This window comes from Gordonia sesuvii, from assembly GCF_036350415.1.
In the GTDB taxonomy this organism is placed as follows: domain Bacteria; phylum Actinomycetota; class Actinomycetes; order Mycobacteriales; family Mycobacteriaceae; genus Gordonia; species Gordonia sesuvii.
In genome coordinates this window covers 369,307-395,051 of the sequence record NZ_JAZDUF010000002.1, presented here as the reverse complement: position 1 = coordinate 395,051, position 25,745 = coordinate 369,307, and the positions used below count along the sequence as shown (strand labels likewise).

At 67.6% G+C, this 25,745-nt stretch carries 19 protein-coding genes; 9 read left to right on the top strand and 10 right to left on the bottom strand.

What is annotated here, in order from left to right; genetic code table 11:
- Positions 1–74 precede the first annotated feature (74 nt).
- From VZC37_RS08555 to VZC37_RS08535, 5 genes are all read right to left on the bottom strand, one after another.
- Positions 75–263: a hypothetical protein gene (locus VZC37_RS08555; RefSeq protein ID WP_330432043.1), complete on the bottom strand. Its 189-nt coding sequence runs from the start codon at positions 261–263 to the stop codon at positions 75–77.
- Position 264: 1 nt separating this feature from the next.
- Complete coding sequence (locus VZC37_RS08550) at positions 265–2,511, bottom strand: hypothetical protein (RefSeq protein ID WP_330432042.1); 2,247 nt, start codon at positions 2,509–2,511, stop codon at positions 265–267.
- Positions 2,508–4,577 carry a glycosyltransferase family 2 protein gene (locus VZC37_RS08545; protein ID WP_330432041.1) on the bottom strand — a complete coding sequence of 690 codons (2,070 nt, stop codon included), beginning with the start codon at positions 4,575–4,577 and terminating at the stop codon, positions 2,508–2,510. Before VZC37_RS08545 ends, VZC37_RS08550 begins: the two co-directional genes overlap by 4 nt.
- A gap of 67 nt (positions 4,578–4,644) precedes the next feature.
- Positions 4,645–5,784, bottom strand: coding sequence for a lycopene cyclase family protein (locus VZC37_RS08540; protein ID WP_330432040.1), 1,140 nt, complete (start codon positions 5,782–5,784; stop codon positions 4,645–4,647).
- Between the two features lie 30 nt (positions 5,785–5,814).
- Positions 5,815–6,615: an SDR family oxidoreductase gene (locus VZC37_RS08535; RefSeq protein ID WP_330432039.1), complete on the bottom strand. Its 801-nt coding sequence runs from the start codon at positions 6,613–6,615 to the stop codon at positions 5,815–5,817.
- 83 nt (positions 6,616–6,698) lie between these two features.
- On the opposite strand from VZC37_RS08535, the gene VZC37_RS08530 reads away from it, so the two are divergent.
- The gene (locus VZC37_RS08530; RefSeq protein ID WP_330432038.1) at positions 6,699–8,327 is read left to right on the top strand and encodes an ABC-F family ATP-binding cassette domain-containing protein; all 1,629 of its coding nucleotides are present in this window, start codon (positions 6,699–6,701) and stop codon (positions 8,325–8,327) included.
- Here the strand turns inward: VZC37_RS08530 and VZC37_RS08525 are convergent, their stop codons facing one another.
- The 5 genes from VZC37_RS08525 to VZC37_RS08505 form a co-directional block, all read right to left on the bottom strand.
- Positions 8,328–9,875, bottom strand: a complete 1,548-nt coding sequence (locus VZC37_RS08525) for an acyl-CoA synthetase (RefSeq protein ID WP_330432037.1) — start codon at positions 9,873–9,875, stop codon at positions 8,328–8,330.
- A 113-nt stretch (positions 9,876–9,988) separates the two neighbouring features.
- A complete protein-coding gene (locus VZC37_RS08520; protein ID WP_330432036.1) occupies positions 9,989–11,602 on the bottom strand; it encodes a GMC oxidoreductase in 1,614 nt (537 codons plus the stop codon).
- A 100-nt stretch (positions 11,603–11,702) separates the two neighbouring features.
- On the bottom strand, positions 11,703–13,316 hold the full coding sequence (locus VZC37_RS08515; protein ID WP_330432035.1) for a GMC oxidoreductase: 1,614 nt from the start codon (positions 13,314–13,316) through the stop codon (positions 11,703–11,705).
- Between the two features lie 63 nt (positions 13,317–13,379).
- Complete coding sequence (locus tag VZC37_RS08510; RefSeq protein WP_330432034.1) at positions 13,380–13,946, bottom strand: TetR/AcrR family transcriptional regulator; 567 nt, start codon at positions 13,944–13,946, stop codon at positions 13,380–13,382.
- A 34-nt stretch (positions 13,947–13,980) separates the two neighbouring features.
- Entirely contained in the window at positions 13,981–16,797 is a 2,817-nt protein-coding gene (locus VZC37_RS08505) for an aconitate hydratase (protein WP_330432033.1), read from the bottom strand.
- Between the two features lie 402 nt (positions 16,798–17,199).
- Here VZC37_RS08505 and VZC37_RS08500 point away from each other — a divergent pair, with 402 nt between their 5' ends.
- From VZC37_RS08500 to VZC37_RS08465, 8 genes are all read left to right on the top strand, one after another.
- Positions 17,200–17,826 (top strand): Rv1476 family membrane protein, encoded by a 627-nt coding sequence (locus VZC37_RS08500; protein WP_330432032.1) that lies wholly within the window; start codon positions 17,200–17,202, stop codon positions 17,824–17,826.
- Between the two features lie 364 nt (positions 17,827–18,190).
- Positions 18,191–19,699: an NlpC/P60 family protein gene (locus VZC37_RS08495; RefSeq protein WP_330432031.1), complete on the top strand. Its 1,509-nt coding sequence runs from the start codon at positions 18,191–18,193 to the stop codon at positions 19,697–19,699.
- 171 nt (positions 19,700–19,870) lie between these two features.
- Complete coding sequence (locus tag VZC37_RS08490) at positions 19,871–21,067, top strand: AAA family ATPase (RefSeq protein ID WP_431309363.1); 1,197 nt, start codon at positions 19,871–19,873, stop codon at positions 21,065–21,067.
- Positions 21,054–21,992, top strand: a complete 939-nt coding sequence (locus VZC37_RS08485; protein ID WP_330432029.1) for a DUF58 domain-containing protein — start codon at positions 21,054–21,056, stop codon at positions 21,990–21,992. Before VZC37_RS08490 ends, VZC37_RS08485 begins: the two co-directional genes overlap by 14 nt.
- A 7-nt stretch (positions 21,993–21,999) precedes the next feature.
- Entirely contained in the window at positions 22,000–22,974 is a 975-nt protein-coding gene (locus tag VZC37_RS08480; protein ID WP_330432028.1) for a VWA domain-containing protein, read from the top strand.
- Positions 22,975–23,039: 65 nt separating this feature from the next.
- Complete coding sequence (gene fabG1, locus VZC37_RS08475) at positions 23,040–23,771, top strand: 3-oxoacyl-ACP reductase FabG1 (protein WP_330432027.1); 732 nt, start codon at positions 23,040–23,042, stop codon at positions 23,769–23,771.
- A gap of 49 nt (positions 23,772–23,820) precedes the next feature.
- Entirely contained in the window at positions 23,821–24,654 is an 834-nt protein-coding gene (gene inhA, locus VZC37_RS08470) for an NADH-dependent enoyl-ACP reductase InhA (protein WP_330432026.1), read from the top strand.
- Entirely contained in the window at positions 24,654–25,742 is a 1,089-nt protein-coding gene (locus tag VZC37_RS08465) for a ferrochelatase (protein WP_330432025.1), read from the top strand. The genes inhA and VZC37_RS08465 overlap by 1 nt, the downstream gene beginning before the upstream one ends.
- Positions 25,743–25,745 lie beyond the last annotated feature (3 nt).

The following is a 25,745-nucleotide window of genomic DNA, read 5'->3' as shown; positions in this document are numbered from 1 at the left end:
GCTGCATGCTCCGGACGCCGCGGCGACCACTGCCACCAGGGCTGCACGCAGGAGCCGCTGAGGTCGCAGTGGTGTCACAGTGCCTCGGCCAAACGCATGAGGGTGAAGTAGGCGGTGATCACGGTGCAGACCGCCACCGCGATCGTCAGCCGGTGTGCGGTGGCGCTGCGGCCGATCGTTCCCGCTGAGCCGACCTCGAACTCGCGCAACAGATCTGCGCACAGCAGGAGCAGACCTGCGGTGACGAAGAAGAAGGTCGGCATGTCAGTTCCATTCGCGTTCGTAGTTGGCGCCGAGGACGTCGGAATAGTCGATCGACGGTGCGGTGGTGCGTCGCAGAACCGTCACCGACGGTGTGCTGACATCCGTCACGTAGTCACCGGAGGCGATGATCGCATCGATCTCGTCGTGCACTTCGGGCAGCGACACCCCGTACTGCAACGCCATCATCTGCAGGCCCTGACGAGGGATGTAGATGTAGTCGGGCATCCGCTCTGTCGAACACACGGACAGGTCGTCGAGGCACGAGTAGCTGTCGACAGAGAAGAATTCGGGACCGTTCGGACCCAGGATGCGTCGGACGCCCACGCTCTGCGGTGCGTAACCGAAACTCATGACCCGCGTCTCGGGGGGCGCCTGATCGACGAGCACATCGGTCACGACCACCTCGTCGCGCGTCGACGCCTCGAAGGCGGTGTTGAGGCCGCGGTTGGTGGTCTCCACCAATCCGACCAGCGTGACTGCGACGACGGCCACCGCCACCACGGCCGGTCGGTACCAGGAGCGCACCCGCGGGGCGATCAGCGCGAGCGCGAGGGCGGCGAACGGCGCCACGGTCGGAGAGGCGAGGAGGAATGCGCGGATGATCATCTCGCCGCCGTAGCTCTGCAGGAACACCAGGACGAACGGTGCCGCGCACACCAGGCCGCCGACGGCCCACGCGCGTTTGTGGCGCCACACGCACCACCCGAAGAACGCCAGCAGGACAAAACCGCCGGAAGCGGCCATCCGCAGGTATTGCATGCGTTGATAGACAGGGTCGCCGCTGAGACGGTCGCCGACGCCGGCGTTCACCGACTGCCCGACCTGGCCGATCTCGCTGACGACCGCCGGCAGGTGGCCCCACCAGTAATCCGTTGCGCCGTAGGTGAACCACGCGGCGAAGATGAGACCCGCTGCCAGCCACAGGGTTCGGTAGCGAGTCGCGCCCGCGGCGGCGAACGCGGCCAGAGCCAGAATGGTCAGCATGGGGGTCATCTGGTGTGACACCGTGTTGGCGGTGATGATCAGCAGCAGCACGGCGCCGATGGCCAAGGTCCGGCCGGGGCCGAAGCCGGGCACGAGCCCCGGCGTGCGGGCGAGCGACTGGCGGACACGTGCGATGCGGGTGGTGCCGTCGAGGGGCGGGAGCGGAGCTCTGCGCAACTGCCAGAACAGTGTCGCGATGATCGCGGTGTAACCGATCATCGCCATCGCCTGTGGTGCGAAATAGTCCTGCTGGTACCAGTTCGTGCCGTGATAGAGGAACACCGCGAGCCATGCGATCCGGGCCCGCCCGGTGATCGCGATGGCGACGGCGTAGAGCCCGAACGACAAGATCACCCCGGACACCAACGGTGCCCACACCATCAGGTCCGTGATGTCGGGCAGGCCGGTGAGGGTCTGTACGTGCGCGCTCAGCGAGAAGAAGCCCGCCCAACTGAAGCGCGCATCGATCTGCGGGGGGAGATGGTGCGATTCGGCGAGCACCGCGACGAATCCTCGGTGCACGAAGGACGTCGGGATCGAGGTGTGCCCGGTCGCCATTCCGACGAGCATCGTGTTGTAGGTGATGATGGCGGTGGTCGTAGCGCTGAGCACGACGGTGTCCAGTCGCCGTGCGCGCAGCGCCGACACCACGACACCGGCGATCAGGATGATTCCGATCACGTACCACGGACCGACTTCGGTGATGACTCCGAATCGGCCGGCGTCGAGCACGTCGATCTGTCGTGCACTGGCGACGAACAGCACCACGGCGACGGCCAGGACGAGTAGTTCGATGCCGCGGCGGCCGGTCCAGGAGCCGCGGCCCAATCCGGTACGACCCGTGACCGTGCGGTCGGCGACCGTGCGACGTGCGAGCGCGCAGGCGAGCAGGCTGATGGCGAGTAGAACTGTCTGGGTGCGCAGCGGGCTCCACCACTCGGCGACGATGCTCACCTGTGTCGCAAGGGCATTGACCGACACCGACACCGAGACGGCGAGGACGGTGCTCAGTGCCCGCCCCGGGATGCGGAGCGCCACGACGACCGGGATTCCCGGCAGGAACAGCACCGCTGCCACGACCACGACGACCCTGATCGCGGTGGGCGGGAGGCCGTCGGGTGCCGCCGATTGCAGGAGGGTGAGGACGAGTGACGCGCAGGCGAGAACGACACTGAATGCCAATCCGAAGCGCGGCGACCAGCCGTAGGCGATCGGCGACTCCTTGACCGGTGCGTCGGCGCGATCGGAAACCGTGAGGCTCACGGCTTTCCGCTCGGTGTGCTGCACCGGCGTCGGCTGCGCAACCGCGCGTGGGTTCGCAGATAGAGCAGCGGGCCCGCGAGATAGCCCAACTGCTCGATCACGCGCAGATGCCGCGGCCAGGCGTCCGGGAAGATGTCGTTGCGGGACGATTTGGGGGAGAACACCAACCACAAACCCAGCGGCATGCACTTGAGGACGCCCAGCGCATGGCGCGATCCCAGCACCTTCGTCAACGACGCCGCCATGCCAGTGCCATATCCGTAGCACTGGGCACGGAGCGCGGCCATGGTGTCCCGGTGATGATGGCGCACGATCATCTCGGGGCGGTAGCAGATCGTCCATCCCTCGAGGATCGCGGCTCGGAAGCTGTCGAGATCTTCGCCGCCCCTCGAAGGCGTACCGGTTCCGAGTCGTTCGTCGAAGCCGCCGATGGACGTCAGCGCCTCGCGGGTGAAGGCCATGTTGTTGCCGGACCCGAATTGTCCCGCGACGTAGGGGAAGAACACCCCGGTCGGACCCTCGTCGCCGAGGGCCTGATGCGCCGCAGTGGGATTCATCGACCACACGGTGGGATCGGGGCCCTTGTCGAACATGCCGGTCGCCTCGAACCAGTTCTGGATCTCATTGGTCGACTCGGCGGTGAACACCCGGCCGCTGACCACGCCGAGGGTGCCCGTGGTGTCGGCGGCGAAGGTCTGCACCATCCGGGTCACCCAGTCGACGTGCGGGATGGCGTCGTCGTCGGTGAACGCGATCACCCGACCGTTCGCGGCCGCGATACCCGCGTTGCGGGCGGCGGAGACGCCAGGGTGTGGCTGATCGACCACGCGGAGTCGGGCGTCGGTGATGCCGGCGACCAGCGTGCGCGCATCTCCCCGCTCCGGACGATTGTCCACGACGATGACTTCGAGGTTCGGGTGATCCTGGGCCAGGACGGCGTGCACCGTGGACGGCAGGAAGTCGCGGCCCACTGTCGGGATGACGACGGACACGAGATCGTCGACGGACACCGGATCATTCGGGGGAGTGGCCGGCTCGGGCGTGATCGATGCGCGGCCGGTCACCGTGCCGACCGCTGTGCCGAACACGGTCATCGCGAACCCGACGAGCAGCATGATCAGCCGGGATGCCGCCGCCAGGTCTCCGCGGACCAGTTGCCCGAGATAGCGGGCGACTCCGGACGTCAGTGTGGTCGCCACGAACGTCACCTCGGCCGACAGTGCGCTGGAGGGACCGGCCAACTTGCTGAGCACCGCTTTCGACTGCCCCTCGTGGCGGCATCGAGAGAGGAAATAGCGGAGGTCGGCCCGGTTTTCCGGGACGCGATGGTCGACGCCGAACGCGCTTCGTCGCAGGATGTGTCCGTCGGGAAACGTCCGACGCAGCTCGATGCCCATCAGCGTCTCCTCGCAGCCCGCGGGCACGGAGCCGACTCTGCCGAGTTCGCTGTCGAAGCCGCCGATCTTGGTGAGTTCGGCTCGGCGTGCCGCCATGGCGGCGCCGATCGGGTTGCGGATCTCGGCGCCGTCGGCGGCGATCCCGCGATAGTCGCAGCCGACGACCCAACCGAACTCGTCGGGGAACCAGCCGGGCGTGGCGCCGGCCCAGTCCGCGTACACGCCGCCGCCGATCGAGAGGGTCGTCTCGTCGGCGAAGGCGGCCCGGACCTCCGACAGTGCGTCAGGCCTGGCGACGGCGTCGTCGTCGAGAAACACCACGACATCCTCGGTCGCGAGTGCCAAACCCGCGTTGCGTGCGCCCGACAAACCGTTCGCGAACGTGTTGTCGGCGATCACGATCTGATCGGCGCGCAACGCGGCAGGGGTGGCATCGCCGTCGAATCGCCTCTGCAGGCGCCGACGGAGGTCCTCGTTGTGGTCGACGACGACGATCAGCCGGTCGTCGGCACCGAGCTGATGGGCGACCGCATCCATCCCGCGCGCCGCGATGTCCCAGCGTTCGGCCGTGTAGCAGCAGATCACGACGCAGAGACTGACCGGATCAGCGCACGAGCTGGGAGTCTGCGGCGTGACGGGACCGGGGGCGCCGGCGGCGGGAGGGGGCACCGATCGTCTCCTCTGAAGATAAGGACAGGCCCCGTGTGAGGCAAGGCTAACCTAGTGTAGGTGACGCTCAGCTGGCATCCCAACCGGGGATGCTCGCGCTCGGCGATGCCGCGCTCGCACGCGCAACGGTTGCTCGCAACGAGTTGTCGAGACGACCGAATACCCGGGACATGGCGCCGAGTGTTCCCGCCAGATCGTCGCGCTCGCTCAGGTAGCTGCGCTGTCGGGCGACCGGCATCGCGAAGAATGCCTCGAAGAACCGTGTGGTCTGGATCGGATCGAGGCGCAGCAGCACACCGAGCCCGCGTAGCCGAAGGTCATAGACGGCTCGCGCGGGTGGCGACCAGAGCCGGCGGGCGGGGTCAGCGCCGTCGAGCACCGCGCCGACCAGGTCATCGGCGGTCCGCAGCGCAGCGGCGACGCTGTAGCCGGTCGTCGGATGGACGAATCCGCCTGCGGCGCCGAACGGGAACGGTCGGCCGCGCCACGGCCTCCGATCGGCCGCGATCAGCGGAAAGGTCACGCGTTCGGTGCGACGCGCGCCGTCGGCGAGGGAGCCGAGGCGGCCGTACAGTCGGCGTTCCAGTTCGTCGAGAGGCAGCGCCGGATGCCCGGCCAGGCACGTCTCCTCGAGGAGGAACTCGCCCTGGCCGAGCGGGACGGCGTAGAGAAAGCTCGGGAGTTCGTCGCGGTTCGCGACCTGACCGGCGCGCCAATCCATGATCACGGCGGCTGCGCCGTCCAGGTATCGCTCGGCGGTGGCCGCGTCGACGACGATCCCGAATGCGGTCTGCCGTGGCGCGTCCTTGATCGCGGTACCGCGGCAATCGATCACCACGTCTCCGGCGATGGATGTCCCGTCCGCCAGCCGGACCCGGTCGCCGTCGACTGCGGCGACGCGTCCCTGGAGAACGCGCGCGTCGTCGAGGGTCAGGCCGCGTTGCAACGCCGCCGTGTCACAAACGGTGTAGCCCCGGTCGACCTCGACGTCGGTCGTGCCGATCACGCGTACCGAGTCGACCTGAGCGGCAATCGCGGTCGGATCCAGCCACGCCGGGAGTTCGTCACTCCAGCAGGCGTAGGTCGCACGCCATTCCCGGTCGGGGTGTGCCTCGACAACCGTCACGTCGAGGCCGGCGACCATCATGCGATGGGCGACGCCGCGACCCGCCGGCCCCGCCCCCAGTACCGTGACGCGACGGGTCACATGCGGCCAGAGGTCATGCGCCGCACGCGGTCACGCACCGCCGGTGGCCATCATGCCGCCGTCCACCCGAATGGTCTCACCGGTGATCCAGGCCGATTCGTCACCCGCGAGGAAGGCCACCGCTCGGGCGACGTCCTCGGGTTCACCGATGCGGTCCATCGGGTAACCCGCGGCGACGCGGGCCTCGTTGTCACCCGCGATCAGTCCGGACGCGAATTGCGTCCGCACGACCGATGGGGCGATCGCGTTCACCCGGATACGTGGTCCGAGCTCCCATGCGAGCTCTTCGGTGAGCCGGATCAGCGCCGCCTTCGACGCCCCGTACGCGCCGATCGCACCGGTGGACCGGAGTCCCGCCACCGAGGAGATGTTGACGATCGAGCCGCCCGTGTCGCGCATCCCGGCCCGATAGGCCTCCTGGATGAACCCGAGGGTGCCGGCGACGTTGACATCGAAGATCTTGCGGACCGCATTCAGGTCGGCATCCATCAACGGACCCATGATGGGGTTGATGCCGGTGTTGTTCACCAGGATGTCGACGCCGCCGAGTGCGACGGCCTCGGCGACGGCTGCCGCGCGGTGAGATTCGTCACCGGCATTGCCCGGTGCCGCCACGATGGTGGCGCCGTCGACCGCCGCCCGGATCTCGTCGGCGGCGGACGCCAGGGGCTCCGGTTTGCGGGCGGTGATGACGACCGATGCGCCGCGTCGGGCCAGTTCGGTGGCGATGGCCAGGCCGATTCCACGGCTGGCGCCGGTCACCACGGCGGTCTTGCCGGTCAGGTCGGCGGACGGGGAGATCAGTGTCGAGGTGCGTTCCGGTTCACTCACGCCCTCACCGTATCCGCCGGGTCACCGGTTGGGGCCGGGTCAGCCGGGAAACCTCTGGCGTCACCCGGGTAGACTGATTCGCCGTGATCACCGCGACCGACCTGGAAGTTCGAGCGGGCGCGCGGACCCTGCTGGCGGCGCCCGGAGACGCGCTGCGTATCCAGCCGGGGGACCGGATTGGACTCGTCGGCCGCAACGGCGCCGGCAAGACCACCACCCTCAGGATTCTGGCGGGCGAGACCGACCCCTACGCGGGGGAGATCATCCGCAGCGGAGAGCTCGGCTACCTTCCGCAGGACCCGAAGGAAGGCGACCTCGACGTCCTCGCCAAGGACCGCGTCCTGTCGGCACGCGGCCTCGACTCGATTCTCCGGCAGATGGAGAAACAGCAGGCGCTGATGGCCGAGGCGGCCGACGATCGGGTCCGCGACAAAGCGGTCCGCAAGTACGGCCAACTCGAAGAACGGTTCTCCTCCCTCGGCGGCTACATGGCCGAGTCCGAGGCGGCCCGCATCTGCCACAGCCTCGGCCTGCCCGACCGCGTGTTGGGTCAGCCGCTGCGCACGCTGTCCGGCGGGCAGCGACGTCGCATCGAGCTGGCGCGCATCCTCTTCGCGGCGTCCGACGGTTCCGGGAAGTCGGACACCACACTTCTGCTCGACGAGCCGACCAACCACCTCGACGCTGACTCCATCACCTGGCTTCGTGGTTTCCTGCAGAACCACGAGGGCGGTCTGGTGGTGATCAGCCACGACGTCGACCTCCTGGCCGACGTGGTGAACCGGGTCTGGTTCCTCGACGCGGTCCGCGGCGAGGCCGATGTCTACAACATGGGCTGGAAGCGTTATCTCGATGCGCGGGCCACCGACGAGCAGCGTCGGAAGCGTGAACGAGCCAACGCCGAGAAGAAGGCCGGCGCATTGCGCGCGCAGGCGGCGAAGCTCGGGGCCAAGGCGACGAAGGCGACCGCGGCGCAGAACATGCTCAAACGCGCCGACCGGATGATCGACGCGCTCGACGAGGAGCGGGTGGCCGATCGCACGGCGCGCATCCGATTCCCGGAGCCCGCGACGTGTGGCAAGACCCCGCTGATGGCCAGTGGTCTCACGAAAACGTATGGGTCACTGGAGATCTTCACCGGCGTCGATCTGGCGATCGACAAGGGCAGCCGAGTGGTGGTTCTCGGTCTCAACGGCGCGGGCAAGACGACCTTGCTCAAGTTGCTCGCCGGGGTCGAGAATCCCGACCGCGGCGGGTTGGAGCCCGGTTACGGCCTCAAGGTCGGCTACTTCGCGCAGGAGCACGACACGCTCGACGACATGGCGACGGTGTGGGAGAACATCCGTCATGCCGCGCCGGACGCGGGGGAGCAGGATCTACGAGGACTGCTGGGCGCGTTCATGTTCAGCGGTGCGCAGCTCGACCAGCCGGCCGGCACGCTCTCGGGTGGCGAGAAGACCCGGCTCACCCTGGCCGGGCTGGTGTCGTCGGCGGCCAACGTGTTGCTCCTCGACGAGCCCACCAACAACCTCGACCCGATATCGCGTGAACAGGTCCTCGACGCGCTGCGCAGCTACACCGGTGCCGTGGTGCTGGTGACCCACGATCCCGGTGCAGCTGCCGCACTGGATCCGCAGCGCGTGATCCTGCTGCCCGACGGCACCGAGGACCACTGGTCCGACGAGTATCAGGAACTCATCGAACTCGCCTGATCAGACCTTCTGCGGCCAGTACTGCTTGCGCAGTTCGCCTTTCACCAGCTTGCCGGTCGGAGTGCGCGGCAGATCGCCGACGAAGTCCACCGAACGTGGCGCCTTGTACGCGGCGATCGACTCCTTGGTGAAGGCGAGCAGTTCGTCGGTCAGCTGCGACGACGCCGCGTACTCGGGTGCGAGCTGTACACAGGCCTTGGCGACCTCGCCGAGGTCGTCATCCGGGACACCGATGACCGCCACGTCGAACACGGCCGGATGGTTGATCAACACGTTCTCCGCTTCCTGCGGGTAGATGTTGACACCGCCGGAGATGATCATGAATGCCTTGCGGTCAGTCAGGTAGAGATAGCCCTCGTCGTCGACATAACCGACATCGCCTGTGGTGGACCAGTTCTCGTGCTCGGGATGCTGTGCTTTCCGGGTCTTCTCGGGGTCGTTGTGGTACTGGAAGGGCACTTCCTCACGTTCGAAGTACACGAGCCCCACTTCGCCGGTGGGCAGTTCGGCGCCGTCCTCGTCGCAGACGCGAACTATCCCCAGCAGCGGCTTCCCGACCGAACCGGGGTGATCCAGCGCTTCCTGCGGACCGATGAACGTGGCGCCGGCAGCCTCCGTGGACGCGTAGTACTCGTGGATCACCGGGCCCCACCATTCGATCATCGCGCGCTTGACCTCCACCGGGCACGGGGCGGCGGCGTGTACGGCGAGTTTCATGCTGCTGACGTCGTATTTTCCGCGGATCTCCTCGGGCAGCTTGAGCATCCGGATGAACATCGTCGGCACCCACTGGCTGTGGGTGGCCCGATACTGTTCGATCGCCCCCAGGGCGGTCTCCGGCTCGAAGCGATCGAGGAAGACCACCGTGCCGCCGACGGAATTGGTCGTCCCGCAATAGCGAAGCGGTGCAGCATGATACAACGGCGCAGGGGACAGGTACACGGTCTCGGTATCGAACCCGTACATCGGGGCGAAGATCGCGGTGTAGGTGTCCGGGATCTCGTCGACCTGGCCCTGCGGCAGGGGCGTCTGGATCCCCTTGGGGCGACCGGTGGTGCCCGAGGAATAGAGCATGTCGGTACCGCGCGGCTGGTCGGTGCGTGGCGCGTCGGAAGCCGACGCCAACACCTCGTCGTAGTCATCGAACCCGTCGAGCCGGCCGCCCCAAGCGATCCGATGTCCCGCCTGCGTCAGTGCCGCGATCGACGTCGTCTCCGCGACGGCATCGGCGACGTCCGCGCTCGCGAACACGACCTGTGCGTTGCAGTCGTCGAGGATGTAGTTGGTCTCGACGGCGGTCAGGTGATGATTGATCGCCGTCACGTAGAGCCCGCTGCGCAGCGCGGCCCAGTAGACCTCGAACATGTGCAGGTCGTTGGGCGAGATCATCGCGATGGTGTCGCCCGGACGGAGCCCGAGTGTCTCGAGGTGGTTGGCGATCCGGGTCGAGTTCTCGTCCAACTCGCGGTAGGTCAGCTGCTCACCGGTCGCGGCGCGGATGACGGCGGGCTTGTCCGGGGTGGACTTGGCGAAGACTCCAGGGAACAACGTTCGTACTCCTCTGACAGATAGACGGCACTTCGAACCGTATTACCGATCGATCGATCGGTGTCCTGGCTCACAGTACCGCACGACGACCGCGCCGGGTCGCGGAACCGGTGTCAGTGGGACGCGACGAATCTGTCCATCGTGCGCTCGGCCAGCGCGGTGATGGTCAACGACGGGTTCACGAGGCCGACGGCACCGGGGACGAACGATCCGTCCACGACGTAGAGGTTGTCGTATCCGCGTACCGCGCCGTCCATCTCCGCCGCCCGGCCCATGACCACCCCGCCGAGACCGTGGTAGGTGCTGGCCGACCCGAAGCCGGCTGCCCGCGAGTAGATCGGGATGCCTCCGGGACGTCCATGCCGGGTCTCCGCTCGCTGACGGAAACTCTCGGCGAATGCGATCCCGCGCCTGTCGAGGTCGCTTCCCTCGGGGAACGGGTAGTTGATCTCGGCGGTGCGCGACGCGTGATCGAAGTCGATGGTGCCGCGTTCGTCGCTGTGAACCTGGATCAGATTGGTGGTCGCGGCCTTGCCGAGTGGCGACGGCAACGGTGTGGAGTGGTAGACGATGGAGGCCGGTCCGCCGGGGAGGTCGTCCTCGTAGAGCCGACCGAATCCCGGACCGCCCTGGATGTCTCCGTAGTCGTCGCTGAGAGCTGTTCGGGCGGTGAGGAAATCGCCGTTGGCCCCGAATCCGTCACCGATCCGCGCCGAGAGTTTCGGCAGGGTGCCCTTGGCGCGCGCCTCGACCAGCAGTCGGGTCGTGTGGAACGAACCGGCACCGAGGAAGAGGTGGTCGGCCTCGGCGGTGACCACGCGGACCGTGCGGTACTCGTAGTCGATCACGCGGGCCTTGACGACGAACCCCGGGCGACGCACCCGTGGTCGGATCTCGAAGACCTCGTGCATCGGTTTGATCGTGACGTTCCCGGTTCGCTCGGCCGCCGGAAGGTAGTTGCGGTCGGTCGAGTTCTTGGCGCCGCTGTTGACGCCGTAGCCCAGTTCGCCGGTGATGATGGAGGGTTTCACCCTGCCGTCGAGCTCCGCTCGGACGATGTCCCAGTCGATCGCATAGTTGAAGCTCACCGGCTCCTTGCCGTAGCGGCGCACGGTTTCTCGCCAGGACCGGGTCCCGATGTAGCGAGGGTGCGCCATGATGTCGGCCGGGAGCTCGGACGCATTGAGCATCTTCGTCGCTCGCGGATAGTAGGTGGAGGCAAGCTCGTCGTATCCGGCCCGGCCCGGGAACACGTGCTCGAAGTCCTTCTTGCGGGGCACGGGCGTGAAGGCGCCGAAGGCGAGGGATCCGCCACCCACACCGGTTCCGTACACGGCGTCGATGCCGTTCCCCTTGATCCGGTCGAGGATGCCGGGGTAGTGGTCCACCGGAATGCCGATGGTGGAGTTGATTCCCACGCTGTCGCTGAACCATGCTGCGCGGCCGTCGGTTTGCGTGAACGTCGCGAATGTGTCACCGTCCGGTCGGATGGGCCATCGGCGGCCACGCTCGAACACGGTCGTCGTGAAGCCGGCCTGCCCGAGGCGTAATGCCGCCACCGATCCGCCGAATCCGGTCCCGATCACGATGGCGGTCTTGCCGCCCGGCGCCGCGTGAGCGGGACGAACGTTGACGGCTCCGACCGTTCCGAGCGCCCCGAGGCCGACCGCCGATCGGATCAGGGTTCGTCGGGACAAGGGCGAGGTGCGCAGGATGTCGGAGTTCACGCGCAGGACGTTAGCCGCCCTAAATTAGGTTAGGCAACCCTACTGGCGTTCGAGTGATCTGTATCACCTTTGCTCTTCGGGTGAGCCGCCATATCGAGCATCAACGGGTGGCGAGGAACCGGTCCATGGTGCGCTCTGCCATGGCCAGAATGGTCAGCGACGGATTGACGAGCCCGACCGCGCCCGGGGCGAATGAGCCGTCGACGACGTAGAGATTGTCGTAGCCGCGTACCGCGCCGTCGGGGGTCGCGGCCTGGCCGACCACAACGCCTCCAAGGGCGTGATACGTGCTGCCCGAACCGAATCCGAATGCTCGGCCGTAGATTGGTACGCCGAACTGCGGATAGCCGTGGCGCGCCTCGGTCATGTGATGGAAATGGCCGGCGAAGGCCGCGGCACGCCGGTCGAGGACGCTCGTGCCCTCGGGGAACGGATAGGTCATCCGTGTTCCGCCCGTCGAGTGGTCGTAGTCGATGGTCCCGCGCTCGTCGGTGTGTACCTGGATGAGGTGCGTCGTAGCCGTGCCGCCGAAAGGGGACGGCAGCGGACTGGCTTGATAGACGATCGCTGCCGGCCCGCCGGGCAGTCGATCCTCACGGATCCGCCCGTAGCCGGGTCCGCCCTGAATCGGTCCGTACGCATCGCGAAGAGGGGTTCGCAGGATGACGAAATCCCCGTTCACCCCGTACCCGTCCCCGATACGAGGGGAGAGGCGCGGGAGGTGTCCCTGCGCGCGGGCGCGGACCAGCAGCGAGGTCGTGTGGAAGGAGCCCGCGGCCATGAACAGGTAGTCGGCCTCCGTGGTGACGATCCGCAGCGTCCGTCGTTGGTCGTCGATGACCCGGGCTCGCACGAGGAAGCCGGGTCGCCGACTGCGGGTGCGGATCTCGAAGACCTCGTGCATCGGCCGGATGGACACGTTGCCGGTGGCCTCGGCGGCCGGCAGGTAGTTGTGGTCGAGCGATGTCTTGGCGCCGCTGTTCACGCCGTAGGACAGGTCGCCGATGCTGATCCCCGGCGGGGCGGCACCGGCGAGTTCGCGGCGGACGATATCCCAGTCCACTGCGTAGTCGATGAACGTCGGCTCCACCCCGTAGCGGTCGACGGTGGTGATCCACGATCGGGCGCCGACGTAGTTCGGATGGGCGAGGATGTCCGGCGGCAGCGGCGCCGCACGGATCATCCGTCGCGCCCGCGGGTAGTGGGTCGCCGCCAGTTCGTCGTAATCCGTCCCGCCCGGGAAGACCATGTCGAAGTCGGCCTTGTCCGGCTGCGCGGAGAATGCGCCGAACACCAGTGATCCGCCACCGACCCCGGCACCGTACACGGCCTCGAGTCCGTTGCCCTGGACCTTCTCCAGCACGCCCGGATAGGGCTCCACCGGCACCTGGACGATGCCGGATATCCCGGCGGTGCGGCTGAACCAGGCGGCTCTCTTGTCCGGGCTCGTGAAGGTGGCGAAAGTGTTGCCGTCCGGGCGGATCGGCCAGCGCCGGCCGCGTTCGAAGACGGTGGTCCGGATTCCGGCCTGACCGAGCCGGAGGGCTGCGACGGCGCCGCCGAATCCGCTGCCGACGACGATGGCCGAGGGTGCGGGGGCGGCCTTGCCGGGTGCGGAGACCGCGGCGATGGCGCCGAGCGCGCCCGCACCCGCAGCGCCCTGCAGCAGGGCTCTGCGGGTGATGTCTGTGCGTCCCGACGTCGCACGGGTCACCCGCTCATCGTACGAGCGCACGACCCCTTCCGATAGGGGAGCGAAGAGACTGGTGCGCGCGGATCAGCGCTCGACGCGGACCGACTCCTCCACCAGGTCCAGGACCGCGTGCAGATCGTCGGTTGGTTGTCCCGACGCGAGCCGGGTGATCAGTCCGTCGAGGACGAGGTCGAGGTACTTCACCAGGACTTCTGTGTCGACGTCGTCACGAAGGCGGCCCGCTTGTCGTCCACGTTCGAGTCGCCGGAGGGTGGCCGCCTCGACGTCGGCCGAGTGCGCCAACCACGCCGTCCGAAACGAGGTGTCGGTGCGCAGCTTCCGGGCGATCTCCAGGCGCGTCCCGAGCCAGTCGAAATCCTGTGGGCGCGCGAGCATGTCACGCATGACCTGCACGAGGCCCTGTTCGGCGGCGACGTCGGCCATCCGCTCGGCGTCTTCGTGGGCAAGCGCCAGGAACAGCGCTTCCTTGTCGCGGAAGTGGTGGAAGATCGCGCCCCTCGACAGGCCCGTCGACTCCTCGATCCGCTTGACGGTCGCGCCGTCGTAGCCGTACTCGGCGAAGCAATGCCGCGCGCCGTCGAGAATCTCCCGACGACGCGCGGCCAGCCGGTCATCACTGACCTTGGGCACTGAGCGTGCTCCCTGTCTCGTCGAAGCTGGGGTGTCAGCTCTTGATCATGTTGCGCAGCACGAACTGCAGGATGCCTCCGTTGCGGTAGTAGTCGGCCTCGCCGGGCGTGTCGATGCGAACCACGGCATCGAACTCGACCTTCGCGCCGTCCTCCTTGGTCGCGGTGACATGCACGGTCTTCGGCGTCTTGCCGTTGTTGAGCTCCTCGATACCGCTGATGTCGAAGGTCTCGGTGCCGTCGAGGCCCAGCGACTTATGCGATTCACCCTCGGGGAACTGCAGCGGGATGACGCCCATACCGATCAGGTTCGAGCGGTGGATGCGCTCGAAGCTCTCGGTGATGACCGCCTTGACGCCCAGCAGGCGGGTGCCCTTGGCCGCCCAGTCACGCGACGACCCGGTGCCGTACTCCTTGCCACCGAGCACCACCAGCGGGGTGCCCTGCTCGGCGTAGTTCTGCGCGGCGTCGTAGATGAACGACTGCGGGCCGCCCTCCTGGGTGAAGTCGCGGGTGTAACCACCGGTGACGTCCACCAGCTGGTTGGCCAGCCGGATGTTGCCGAACGTCGACCGGATCATCACCTCGTGGTTGCCGCGGCGGGCACCCAGCGAGTTGTAGTCCTTGCGGGCCACGCCGTGCGAATCGAGATACTGCGCGGCGGGCGTACCCGGCTTGATGGTCGACGCGGGGGAGATGTGGTCGGTGGTCACCGAGTCACCCAGCTTGGCGAGCACCCGTGCGCCCTTGATGTCGGCGACCGGCGCCGGCTCGGACTGCATGCCCTCGAAGTACGGGGGCTTACGGACGTAGGTGGACTCGTCGTCCCACTCGAAGACCTTGCCGTCCGGGGTGGGCAGGTTGCGCCAGCGCTCGTCACCCTTGAAGACGTCGGCGTAGTCGGCGGCGTACTGCTCGGCCGAGATCGACGACCCGATCGTCTCCTGGATCTCCTCGTTCGACGGCCAGATGTCCTTCAGGAACACCTCGTTGCCGTCGGCATCGGTACCGAGCGGATCGGTCTCGAAGTCGAAGTCCATCGTGCCGGCCAGCGCGTAGGCGATGACCAGCGGCGGCGACGCCAGGTAGTTCATCTTGACGTCCGGGTTGATGCGACCCTCGAAGTTGCGGTTACCCGAGAGCACCGCGGTGGCGGTGAGGTCGTTGTCGTTGATCGCCTTGCTGATCTCCTCCGGCAGCGGACCGGAGTTGCCGATGCACGTGGTGCAGCCGTAACCGACGAGGAAGAAGCCCAGCTTCTCCAGGTACGGCCACAGTCCGGCCTTGTCGTAGTAGCCGGTCACGACCTGCGAACCCGGGGCCATGGAGGTCTTGACCCACGGCTTGGAGGTGAGGCCCTTCTCCACGGCCTTCTTCGCCAGCAGGCCGGCGCCGAGCATCACCGACGGGTTCGAGGTGTTGGTGCAACTGGTGATGGACGCGATGGTGACGATGCCGTGATCCAGAACCATGTCGCCGCGCTCGGTCGAGGACACCTTGACCGGCTTCGACGGCCGACCCTCGGCGCCCTTCGACGCATTGTGGGCGGGTTCGTCGTCGTCGGCGAACGACAGCTTGGCCGCGTCGGGGCTCACCGACGGTGCGTCCGAGGCGGGGAAGCTCTCCTCGTTGGCCTCGTCGACACCGTTGTGGGCAGGGGTGTTGCCCTCTTCGACGTAGTTGTGGATGTCCTTGCGGAACGCGTTCTTGGCATCCCAGAGCTCGATGCGGTCCTGCGGACGCTTCGGGCCGGCGATGGACGGGACGACCGTCGACAGGTCGAGCTCCATGTACTCGGAGTACTGCGCCTCGGCCGCGTCCTTCTCCAGCCACATGCCCTGTTCCTTGGCGTAGGCCTCGACGAGGTCCAGGGTCTCCTGCGAGCGACCGGTCAGCTTGAGGTAGTTGACGGTCTCGGAGTCGATCGGGAACATCGCGCAGGTGGAGCCGAACTCGGGGCTCATGTTGCCGATGGTGGCGCGGTTGGCCAGCGGCACCTCGGCGACGCCGTTTCCGTAGAACTCGACGAACTTGCCGACCACACCGTGCTTGCGCAGCATGTCGGTGATGGTGAGGACCACGTCGGTGGCGGTGACGCCGGGCTTGGTGGCACCGGTCAGCTTGAAGCCGACGACACGCGGAATGAGCATCGAGACGGGCTGGCCGAGCATTGCGGCCTCGGCCTCGATGCCGCCGACGCCCCAGCCGAGCACGCCGAGACCGTTCTCCATGGTGGTGTGCGAGTCGGTGCCGATGCAGGTGTCCGGGTAGGCCACGCCGTCACGCACCATGACCGAGCGCGCGAGGTGCTCGATGTTGACCTGGTGCACGATGCCGGTGCCCGGGGGCACGACGCGGAAGTCGTCGAAGGCGCCCTGGCCCCAGCGGAGGAACTTGTAGCGCTCTTCGTTGCGCTGGTACTCGATCTCGACGTTGCGCTCGAAGGCCTGCGCGTTGCCGAATGCCTCGATGATCACCGAGTGGTCGATGACCATCTCGGCAGGGGCGAGCGGGTTCACCTTGTCCGGGTCGCCGCCGAGTTCCTTGACGGCGTCGCGCATGGTCGCGAGGTCCACGATGCACGGCACGCCGGTGAAGTCCTGCATGATCACACGTGCAGGCGTGAACTGGATCTCGATGCTCGGATCGGCGCTCGGGTCCCAGTTCGCGATCGCCTCGATGTGCTGTTTGGTGATGTTCGCGCTGTCCTCGGTGCGGAGCAGGTTCTCGGCGAGGACCTTCAACGCATAAGGGAGTTTCTCGGTGCCCTTGACGGCACCCAGTCGGTAGATCTCGTACGAATTGTCGCCCACCTCAAGGGTTCCGCGGGCGCCAAAGGAATCGATACTCACGTCTTGTCCACTCTCCTCAACGTGCCGACGGGCTGCGCCGGCCTGCTTCTCCGACGGGCTGCGTCGGTGGTTACAGCAACGTGTGATCTCGCTGCGATCGCTGTCACCGCCCGGTGTGATCGACCAGCGGGGACGCTGTTCGTCGACCGGTGACGACACCCACGATATTAACAGTACGCACGTACTGTTAACAAACCGCCTGACGCATCGTGTTCGTTCGGGCTGCGACACGGACCCGCGATTCTCCGGACTCGTCCATTCTGTCGTACGGTGCTGCAGGAGGTTTGCCGAGCTGCTGGTGTCAGTGTGAATTTAATGCTCGCGAAACCTCGCCGGCGACCGCGTGACACGCTTCGCGGCCCGTTGCCGGGAGTCGGTGCGGAATGATGTGAGGATGGCCAGATGAGCCCCGGTGCGACGACACAGCAGGTGCTGGCCCTTCCCTCGATGGGGCTGCCGGTGCCGTCGCTCATCCCCGAGGACATCGACATGCCGGCGATTCTCGCCGATGTCCGCGACGACGGCGTCGCCGCGCCCGCCGACCAGGTCGAGGGCCTTCGTGCGGTGGTCGCCGACGCCGAGGCGGACGGCCACGACGTCAGCTTCGTGGTGATCGAACGGCCGATCAAGTTCGAGTTCTACCGCGACGTCGCGACCGAGGTGCAGTCGGAGGTGGGCGGCACCGTGATCGTGCTCGGACCCCAATCCGTGGGCAGTTCCTCGCCGTATTTCAGTCGGGTCCAGCAGGAAGAGGCCACCGACAACCTCACGCTCACCAATCCGCCGCTGGCCGCCCGGCAGATGTGGGATCAGATGAACGAGCCGTCGCTGAACTGGACCGTCATCAGCCTGGCATTGATCGTCGTGGTCGTCGTCGGTGCGGCTCTCGCCCGGCTGCGATCGAGCCGCCGTTCGCGCTCGGGCGACGGCGCGGACGCGCCGGACGCCGGGTCGTCGGCGTCGTCATCTGCCGCCGGGTCGTCTGCGGCCGGTTCGGGGACCACCGACCTCTCGCGCGACCTCCCGTAGGCTCTTCGCCGCATCGTCGGCGGCGGTCTCCGGAGGCAGATACACGGAGCGCGGCGTCCCGCTGGATGTGGCGCGCCCGAGATTCGCCTTCGTTGCGAATTCGAGACCTTGATCTCGCTGTTGCCTTTCGTCCAGTTCACGGCATTTTGCCTGGTAATCACGCCAATGTAATTCGTGACTACTGATTTCCGATGTGTTCGATGTGACGTACGGTTCTGTTGTCGCGTGTGGTGTCCAAGTGATGGAGGGCACCACAAGTGATGCATGGTGCAGTCGCGAATTGGGGTCTCGGGGGTTCGGACGGCACCGACACCGTCACGGTGCGGACGTGACGGGGCACGCCGCGAACGACGAGGGAGAACTGGTGAGGCGAGCTACGGTCGGAGCGGGTCGCGGAAATCTGCGATCCCGGCTCTGTGCGCTCTTGGTCATCGGCGTCCTGGGGGCGGTGGGCGCGGGCCAGGCCCAGGCGGCCCCGAAGAACGGACAGCCCTCGCGCGTGTCGGGTCTGATCAATCAGATCGCGCAGGCGAACCAGAACATCGCCGATCTCGACAGTGCGGTCGCGGTCCGTCAGGAGAACGTCAACCGGGCCCTCGTCGACTACCAGAACTCGGTGGCCGCGGAGCAACTCGCCACCGTCGCGGCCAAGTCGGCCAAGCGCTCGCTGTCCGATGCCCGTCGCAAGGTCGCCCAGGCGCAGGACGAGTTCGACACCTTCGCCCGCGACGTCTACCGGCAGGGCAGCGCACGCAGCTCGATGGCGGAGTACGTGTCCTCCGACGACCCCGGCTCCGTGCTCGACCGCATGACGGTCATCGACCGACTCGGCAGACAACAGCGCGACACCATCGAGCGCCTCACCGTCGCCCGCAATCAGCAGGCCAATCGTGTCGCCGCCGTCCAGGCAACGCAGCGACAGGCGGCCTTCGCCACCCAGAGCGCCGCGACCCGCAAGGACGACGCGCTGTCCGCAGTCGCGCAGGCACGCTCCGCGGTCGCGTCGGAGCAGGAGCGCCGTTCCTCCCTGATCCAGAAGCGCGACAAGGTGCAGGCCTCGCTGGACAAGCTCCGTGGCGTCGTCCCCAAGCGCCAGGCGGAGGGGCCGTCGGCGGGCGAACTGCTCGCCAACCTGTTCCCGGACTCCTCGGGGATACCTGCTGCACCACCCGGGACCGCGCCGGGCACGGGTGGGGACAACCAGGCACTCGCAGTGGCGGCACAGGCGGCGGCGAAGCTCGCGCTCGACGTCGGACAGCAGGTCCTCGCGGGTCTCGTCGGTCAACAGCAGCTGCCCCATTCGGAACTGCTCGACGAACTCGGCGTCGGGGGCACCGACATGACCGGCAGCGGTCCCGATTCGCTGAGTTCGGCGATCGGCAGTGGCAGCCTCGGGTCACTGTTCGGCAGTTCCGGCGGTGGTGGTGGCATGGTCCGCCCCGGCCTGCGGGGTCCGCAGGCCGTGGAGATCGTGGTGAATCGGTCGCTGTCGCAGCTCAACGTGCCCTACGCCTGGGGTGGCGGGGACGCGAACGGCCCGACCCGCGGCATCCGTGACGGCGGCGTGGCCGACAGCCACGGCGACTACAACAAGATCGGGTACGACTGCTCGGGGCTGATGATCTACGCGTTCGCGGGTGTCGGCATCGAACTGCCGCACTACACCGGCTACCAGTACACGTCGGGACCACAGTTCCCGCTGTCGCAGATGCGTCGTGGAGACATGATCTTCTACGGTCCCAACGCCAGTCAGCATGTCGCGCTGTACCTCGGCGACAACAAGATGATCGAGGCCCCGCAATCGGGAGACGTGGTCAAGGTGTCGCCCTTGCGGACCGCGGGCGCGATGCCCAACGTCGTCCGTCTGCTCTGACCGGCTCGGGGATGGCGCCGCCGCGCCGCAACCGCAACGGCGGTCGGCCACGCCCAGACCCTTCTTGGCCGCTTTTCAGAGAACGCGACTACGCTGGCAGCGACAGGCCGCCCAGACACCGCTGACGCACGACCGACCTGCGCAGCACGTCGACGGAACAGGAGCACCCGCTTGACCTCTTCGCATCCCCCGGCCGAATCCGCGGGCGGAGCCGGCCCAGACGGATCGGTCATGTTGTCCGACAGTGACGTCAAACTGCTCGAGCGGGCGATCTACGAGGTCAAACGGGTCATCGTCGGGCAGGATCAGCTCGTCGAACGCATCCTCGTCGGTCTGCTCGCCCGTGGGCACATCCTGCTCGAGGGTGTCCCGGGTGTGGCGAAGACGCTGGCGGTCGAGACCTTCGCGACGGTCGTCGGGGGTTCGTTCTCCCGTGTCCAGTTCACCCCGGACCTCGTCCCGACCGACCTCATCGGCACGCGCATCTACCGCCAGGGCAAAGAGGAGTTCGACACCGAACTCGGTCCGGTGGTCGCGAACTTCCTGCTCGCGGACGAGATCAACCGCGCCCCGGCGAAGGTGCAGTCCGCGCTGCTCGAGGTGATGGCCGAGCGCCACGTCTCGATCGGTGGCACCACCTACCCCATGCCGGAACCGTTCCTGGTCATGGCCACCCAGAACCCGATCGAGAACGAGGGCGTCTACCCGCTGCCGGAGGCGCAGCGCGACCGATTCCTGTTCAAGGTGCTCGTCGACTACCCGTCGGTAGAGGAGGAGCGCGAGATCGTCTACCGGATGGGCAACGTACCGCCGTCGGCGACGCCGGTGCTCGACCCGGAGACGATGATCCGACTGCAACGCACCGCGGCCAATGTCTTCGTCCACCACGCGTTGGTCGACTATGTCGTCCGCGTCATCAACGCGACCCGCCGTCCCGCCGAACTCGGCATGTCCGACGTCGCCGCATGGCTGTCCTATGGGGCGTCGCCTCGCGCGACCCTCGGCATCGTCGCGGCCGCGCGGGCGCTGGCTCTCGTCCGTGGACGCGACTACGTGATCCCACAGGACGTCGTCGAGATCATCCCGGACGTTCTTCGTCATCGTCTCGTCCTGAGCTACGACGCGCTCGCCGACGAGGTCGACGCCGATCAGGTGATCACCCGCGTGCTGCAGACCGTGGGCCTGCCGCAGGTCGGCGCGCAGCCGGTCGCGGCGGGCGGACACCCCGGTCAGCCGCAGCCTAATGTGCAGGCGCCGCAACAGTATCCGGGTCAGAACGGTGCCCCGGTGAACCAGGCCCCGGGGAACCAGGCGACGGTGAACCAGGCGACGGCGAACCAGACGACACCTCGGTATGCCGGCCAATAAAGATCTGCCGTCGCTGGGCGCAGGGCTGCTCTCCGAGCCACAGCTCACGGCGGCGTTGAAGACGCTGGAGCTGACCGTGCGTCGCAAGCTCGACGGCGTCCTGCAGGGTGAGCACCTCGGACTGATCCCCGGACCCGGGTCCGAGCCGGGGGAGGCGCGTGCCTATCAGCCCGGCGACGACATCCGACGGATGGAGTGGTCGGTGACCGCGCGCACCACACAGCCCCACGTCCGGCAGATGATCGCTGACCGCGAACTGGAGACCTGGCTCGTCGTGGACGCATCGGCGAGCCTCGACTTCGGCACCGTCAATTGCACGAAGCGTGACCTGGCGGTGGCGGCCGCGGCCGCGCTCGTTCATCTCACCTCGGGCGGGGGAAACCGGCACGGCGCCATCGTGTGCACCGGCGACCGACTGGTTCGTGTGCCGGCTCGGAGCGGACGCGCCCACGCCCAGAATCTGCTCAAGGCGATCGCCACCACCGCGCGGGCATCGACCGGCGTCCGGGGCGATCTGCACGCCGGCATCGAGGCGCTGCGCCGACCTCAGCGCAGGCGCGGATTGGCCGTGGTGATCAGTGACTTCCTCGGCCCGATCGACTGGGAGCGGTCGTTGCGCGCGATCGGTGCCCACCATGAACTGCTCGCCGTGGAGGTACTCGATCCGCGTGACCTCACGCTGCCCGATGTCGGCGAGGTGAGTCTGGCCGACGCGGAATCCGGTGAGGTACGCGACATCACCATCACCCCCGCAGTTCGGCGCGACTTCGCCGCCGCGGCACGCGACCATCAGGCGAAGGTGCATCGGACCATCCGCAGCTGCGGGGGACCGGTGCTGGGTCTGCGAACCGATCGCGACTGGATCACCGACACCGTCAAGTTCGTCGCACAGCGGCGGCGCGGCCTGGCCGCCGGGGTCGGGTGAGGCGCGAGTGTCGTTCCTCGCGAGCCCATGGTGGCTCCTGCTGCTCCTGGTCGTGGCCGGCCTGGCCGCCGCCTACATCTACGTCCAGCGCCTGCGACGCAAGCGCGCGCTCAGGTTCGCCAATCTCGACCTGCTCAACCGTGTCGCGCCCGAACAGCGCAACCGCTTGCGGCACGTCCCCATCGCGTTGTTGTTGGTGTCGCTGATCCTGCTGGTCGTGGCCGTCGCGGCGCCCCAGGCCGACCGGCGGGTGCCCCGCAACAAGGCGACGGTGATCCTGGTGATGGACGTCTCACGGTCCATGAACGCCACCGACGTCGCGCCGTCGCGGATCCGGGCGGCGCAGGACGCCGCGCGCACGTTCGCCGACGAACTCACCGACGGCATCAACCTCGGGTTGATCTCGTACGCCGGGACCGCGTCCACACTGGTGTCGCCGACCCCGGACCACAACGCGACGAAGGCGGCCGTCGACAAGCTGCGACTCGACGACAAGACCGCCACCGGTGAGGGGATCTTCGCGGCGATCCAGCAGATCCAGACCCTCAACGCGGTGCTGGGCGGCGACGCGGCGGCACCGCCGGCCCGGATCGTCCTGCTCTCCGACGGCAAGGAGACGGTGCCCGACGACCCCGACGACCCGCGCGGGGCGTTCACCGCGGCCCGAAAGGCGAGCGAGGAGAAGATCCCGATCTCGACGATCTCGTTCGGCACGATGAGCGGGACCGTCGACCTCGAGGGCGACCAGGTGCCCGTCCCGGTCGACGACGAATCGCTGCGCAAGATCGCCAATCTGTCCAGCGGACAGTTCTTCACCGCCGCGAGCCTCGACGAGCTCAACCGCGTCTACGAGACGCTGCAGCAACAGATCGGGTACGAAACGCGTCGCGGCGACAACTCCCGTCCATGGCTGATCGCCGGTACCTTGTTGGCGCTGCTGTCGGCCTTCGCCGCGCTGGCCATCAACCGGCGCCTGCCCTGACCGGGCAGCGGCCGCGGGCAGCCCACCAGAGCACCGGATTCCGACGAACGGATAAGTTGACCACCATGGCAGACAGCAACGAAGCTCAGCAGGTCTCCCGCTCGGTCCTCGTGACCGGTGGCAACCGCGGGATCGGCCTCGCGGTCGCTCGCCGCCTCGCGGCCGACGGACACAAGGTCGCGGTGACCCACCGCGGCTCCGGCGCTCCCGACGGGTTGTTCGGGGTGCAGTGCGACGTCACCGACAACGCCTCGGTGGAACGTGCGTTCGACGAGGTGGCCGAGCACCAGGGTCCGGTCGAGGTCCTGGTCGCCAACGCCGGCATCACCGACAACATGCTCCTCATGCGGCTCTCGGAGGAGTCGTTCGAGAAGGTCGTCGACGCCAACCTCACGGGTGCGTTCCGCTGCGCGAAGCGGGCCACCAAGGGCATGCAACGCGCCAAGTGGGGCCGGATGATCTTTCTCGGCTCGGTCGTCGCGACGTCGGGCATCCCCGGTCAGGCCAACTACGCCGCATCCAAGGCCGGCCTGATCGGCCTGGCCCGCTCGATCGCCCGCGAGGTCGGATCGCGCAACATCACCGCCAATGTCGTCGCCCCGGGCTTCATCGACACCGACATGACCGCCGCCATGGAGGACCGCTACATCGAGATGGCCAAGCAGGCCATCCCGCTGGGACGGACCGGAAAGCCCGAGGACGTCGCGGCCGCCATCAGCTTCCTCGCCTCCGACGAGGGCGGCTACATCACCGGTGCGGTGCTGCCCGTCGACGGCGGCATGGGCATGGGCAACTGACGCCACACGCCGACTCGCCGATCAGACCACCAGACACCAGGAGCGAACCGTGACAGGAATTCTCGACGGCAAGACCGTCCTCATCACCGGCATCATCACCGACGCGTCGATCGCGTTCCACGCAGCGGCGATGGCCCAGGAGCAGGGCGCGAAGGTGATCATCACCGGGATCCCCGAGCGTCTCCGCCTCATCGACCGCATCGCCAAGCGACTTCCGCAGGAGGTGCCGCCGGCGATCGGACTCGACATCACCAGTGAAGACGACCTCGACGCGCTGGCCGGCAAGGTCTCCGAACTCGCCCCCGAGGGCATCGACGGCGTCATGCATTCCATCGCCTTCGCGCCGCGCACCCTGATGGGTCCTGACGCCAAGCCGTTCCTGGACGGACCCGGCCCCGACGCCGCCAAGGCGTTCGAGATCTCCGCCTGGAGCTACGCGTCCCTGGCACGCGCCGTCCTGCCCGTCATGAACGAGGGCGGGTCGATCGTCGGAATGGACTTCGATCCGCGCACAGCGCTGCCGTACTACAACTGGATGGGCGTTGCGAAGGCGGCGCTCGAATCGGTCAACCGGTACGTCGCCCGCGAAGTCGGCACCGCCAAGAGGATCCGTTCCAATCTCGTTGCGGCAGGGCCGATCAAGACCCTTGCGGCGAAGGCGATCGCCGGAACCGCCACCGACGACGCCAAGCAGTTGAGCATGCTCAACACCTACTGGGACGGGGCGTCGCCGATCGGATGGGACGTCGATGACCCGACTGTGGTCGCGAAGTCGGTGTGCGCGTTGCTCTCCGACTGGTTGCCGGCCACCACAGGGTCCATCGTCTACGTGGACGGCGGCGCCAGCCACAACACCTGGTTCCCCGAGAACTTCGCCGGATAGTGGCCGACACCACGGCTGGATTCGACGCCGTCCTGTTCCTCAGCTTCGGGGGACCGGACGGACCCGAGGACGTGATGCCGTTCCTGGAGAACGTCACTCGGGGCCGCGGGGTGCCCCGTGAACGCCTCGAAGCCGTGGCCGAACACTATTTCCATTTCGGCGGCATCTCGCCGATCAATCGACTCAATCTCGACATGATCGACGCGTTACGCTCCGAACTGGAGGCGCGAGACCGCCGATTGCCGGTCTACTTCGGCAACCGCAACTGGCATCCGATGGTGGAGGACACCGTCGCGGAGATGTTCCGTGACGGCCATCGCCGCATCCTGGTCTTCCCGACGTCGGCGTGGGCGGGCTATTCGGGTTGCCGCCAGTACCACGAGGACATCGCACGAGCGCTCGACGCGTTGGCGCACCGCGAGCCCGCCACTGCCACAGACGATCCGATCCTGTTGCGGAAGATCCCGCAGTACTGGGACGCCGACGCGATGATCGACGCCGGGGCCGACGCGATCACCCGTGCTGCCGGCGCAATGCCGGCCGGCGACGTCCCGCCGCGGCTGGTGTTCACCGCCCACTCGGTTCCGTTGTCGGCCGACCGCGCCGCAGGACCGGCATCCGACGGCGGCGGTCTGTACTCCCGTCAGGTGTACGCCGCCGCCACTGCGGTCGCCGATCGAGTCGGCCACACCGACTTCGACCAGGTGTGGCAGTCGCGATCCGGACCGCCGCAGGTGCCGTGGCTGGAGCCCGACATCTGCGATCATCTGGAAGCGCTTGCCGCCCAAGGCGTCCGCCAGGTGATCGCCTACCCGATCGGGTTCATATCCGATCACCTCGAAGTGGTGTGGGACCTCGACAACGAGGCCGCCGACGTCGCCGCACGACTCGGGATCGACTACGTCCGGGCCGACACGGTGGGTACCGACCCGCGCTTCATCCGACTCATCGCCGACCTCATCGAGCGGTATGCCGAAGGTGGCGGCGATCTGCGCGCGATGGGATGCGGTGACAACGGCGCCCCCTGCCGACCGGACTGCTGCGTGCCGGTGGCGCGGCCGTCCCGCGTGAGCGGCGCGGCTTCGTAGTCC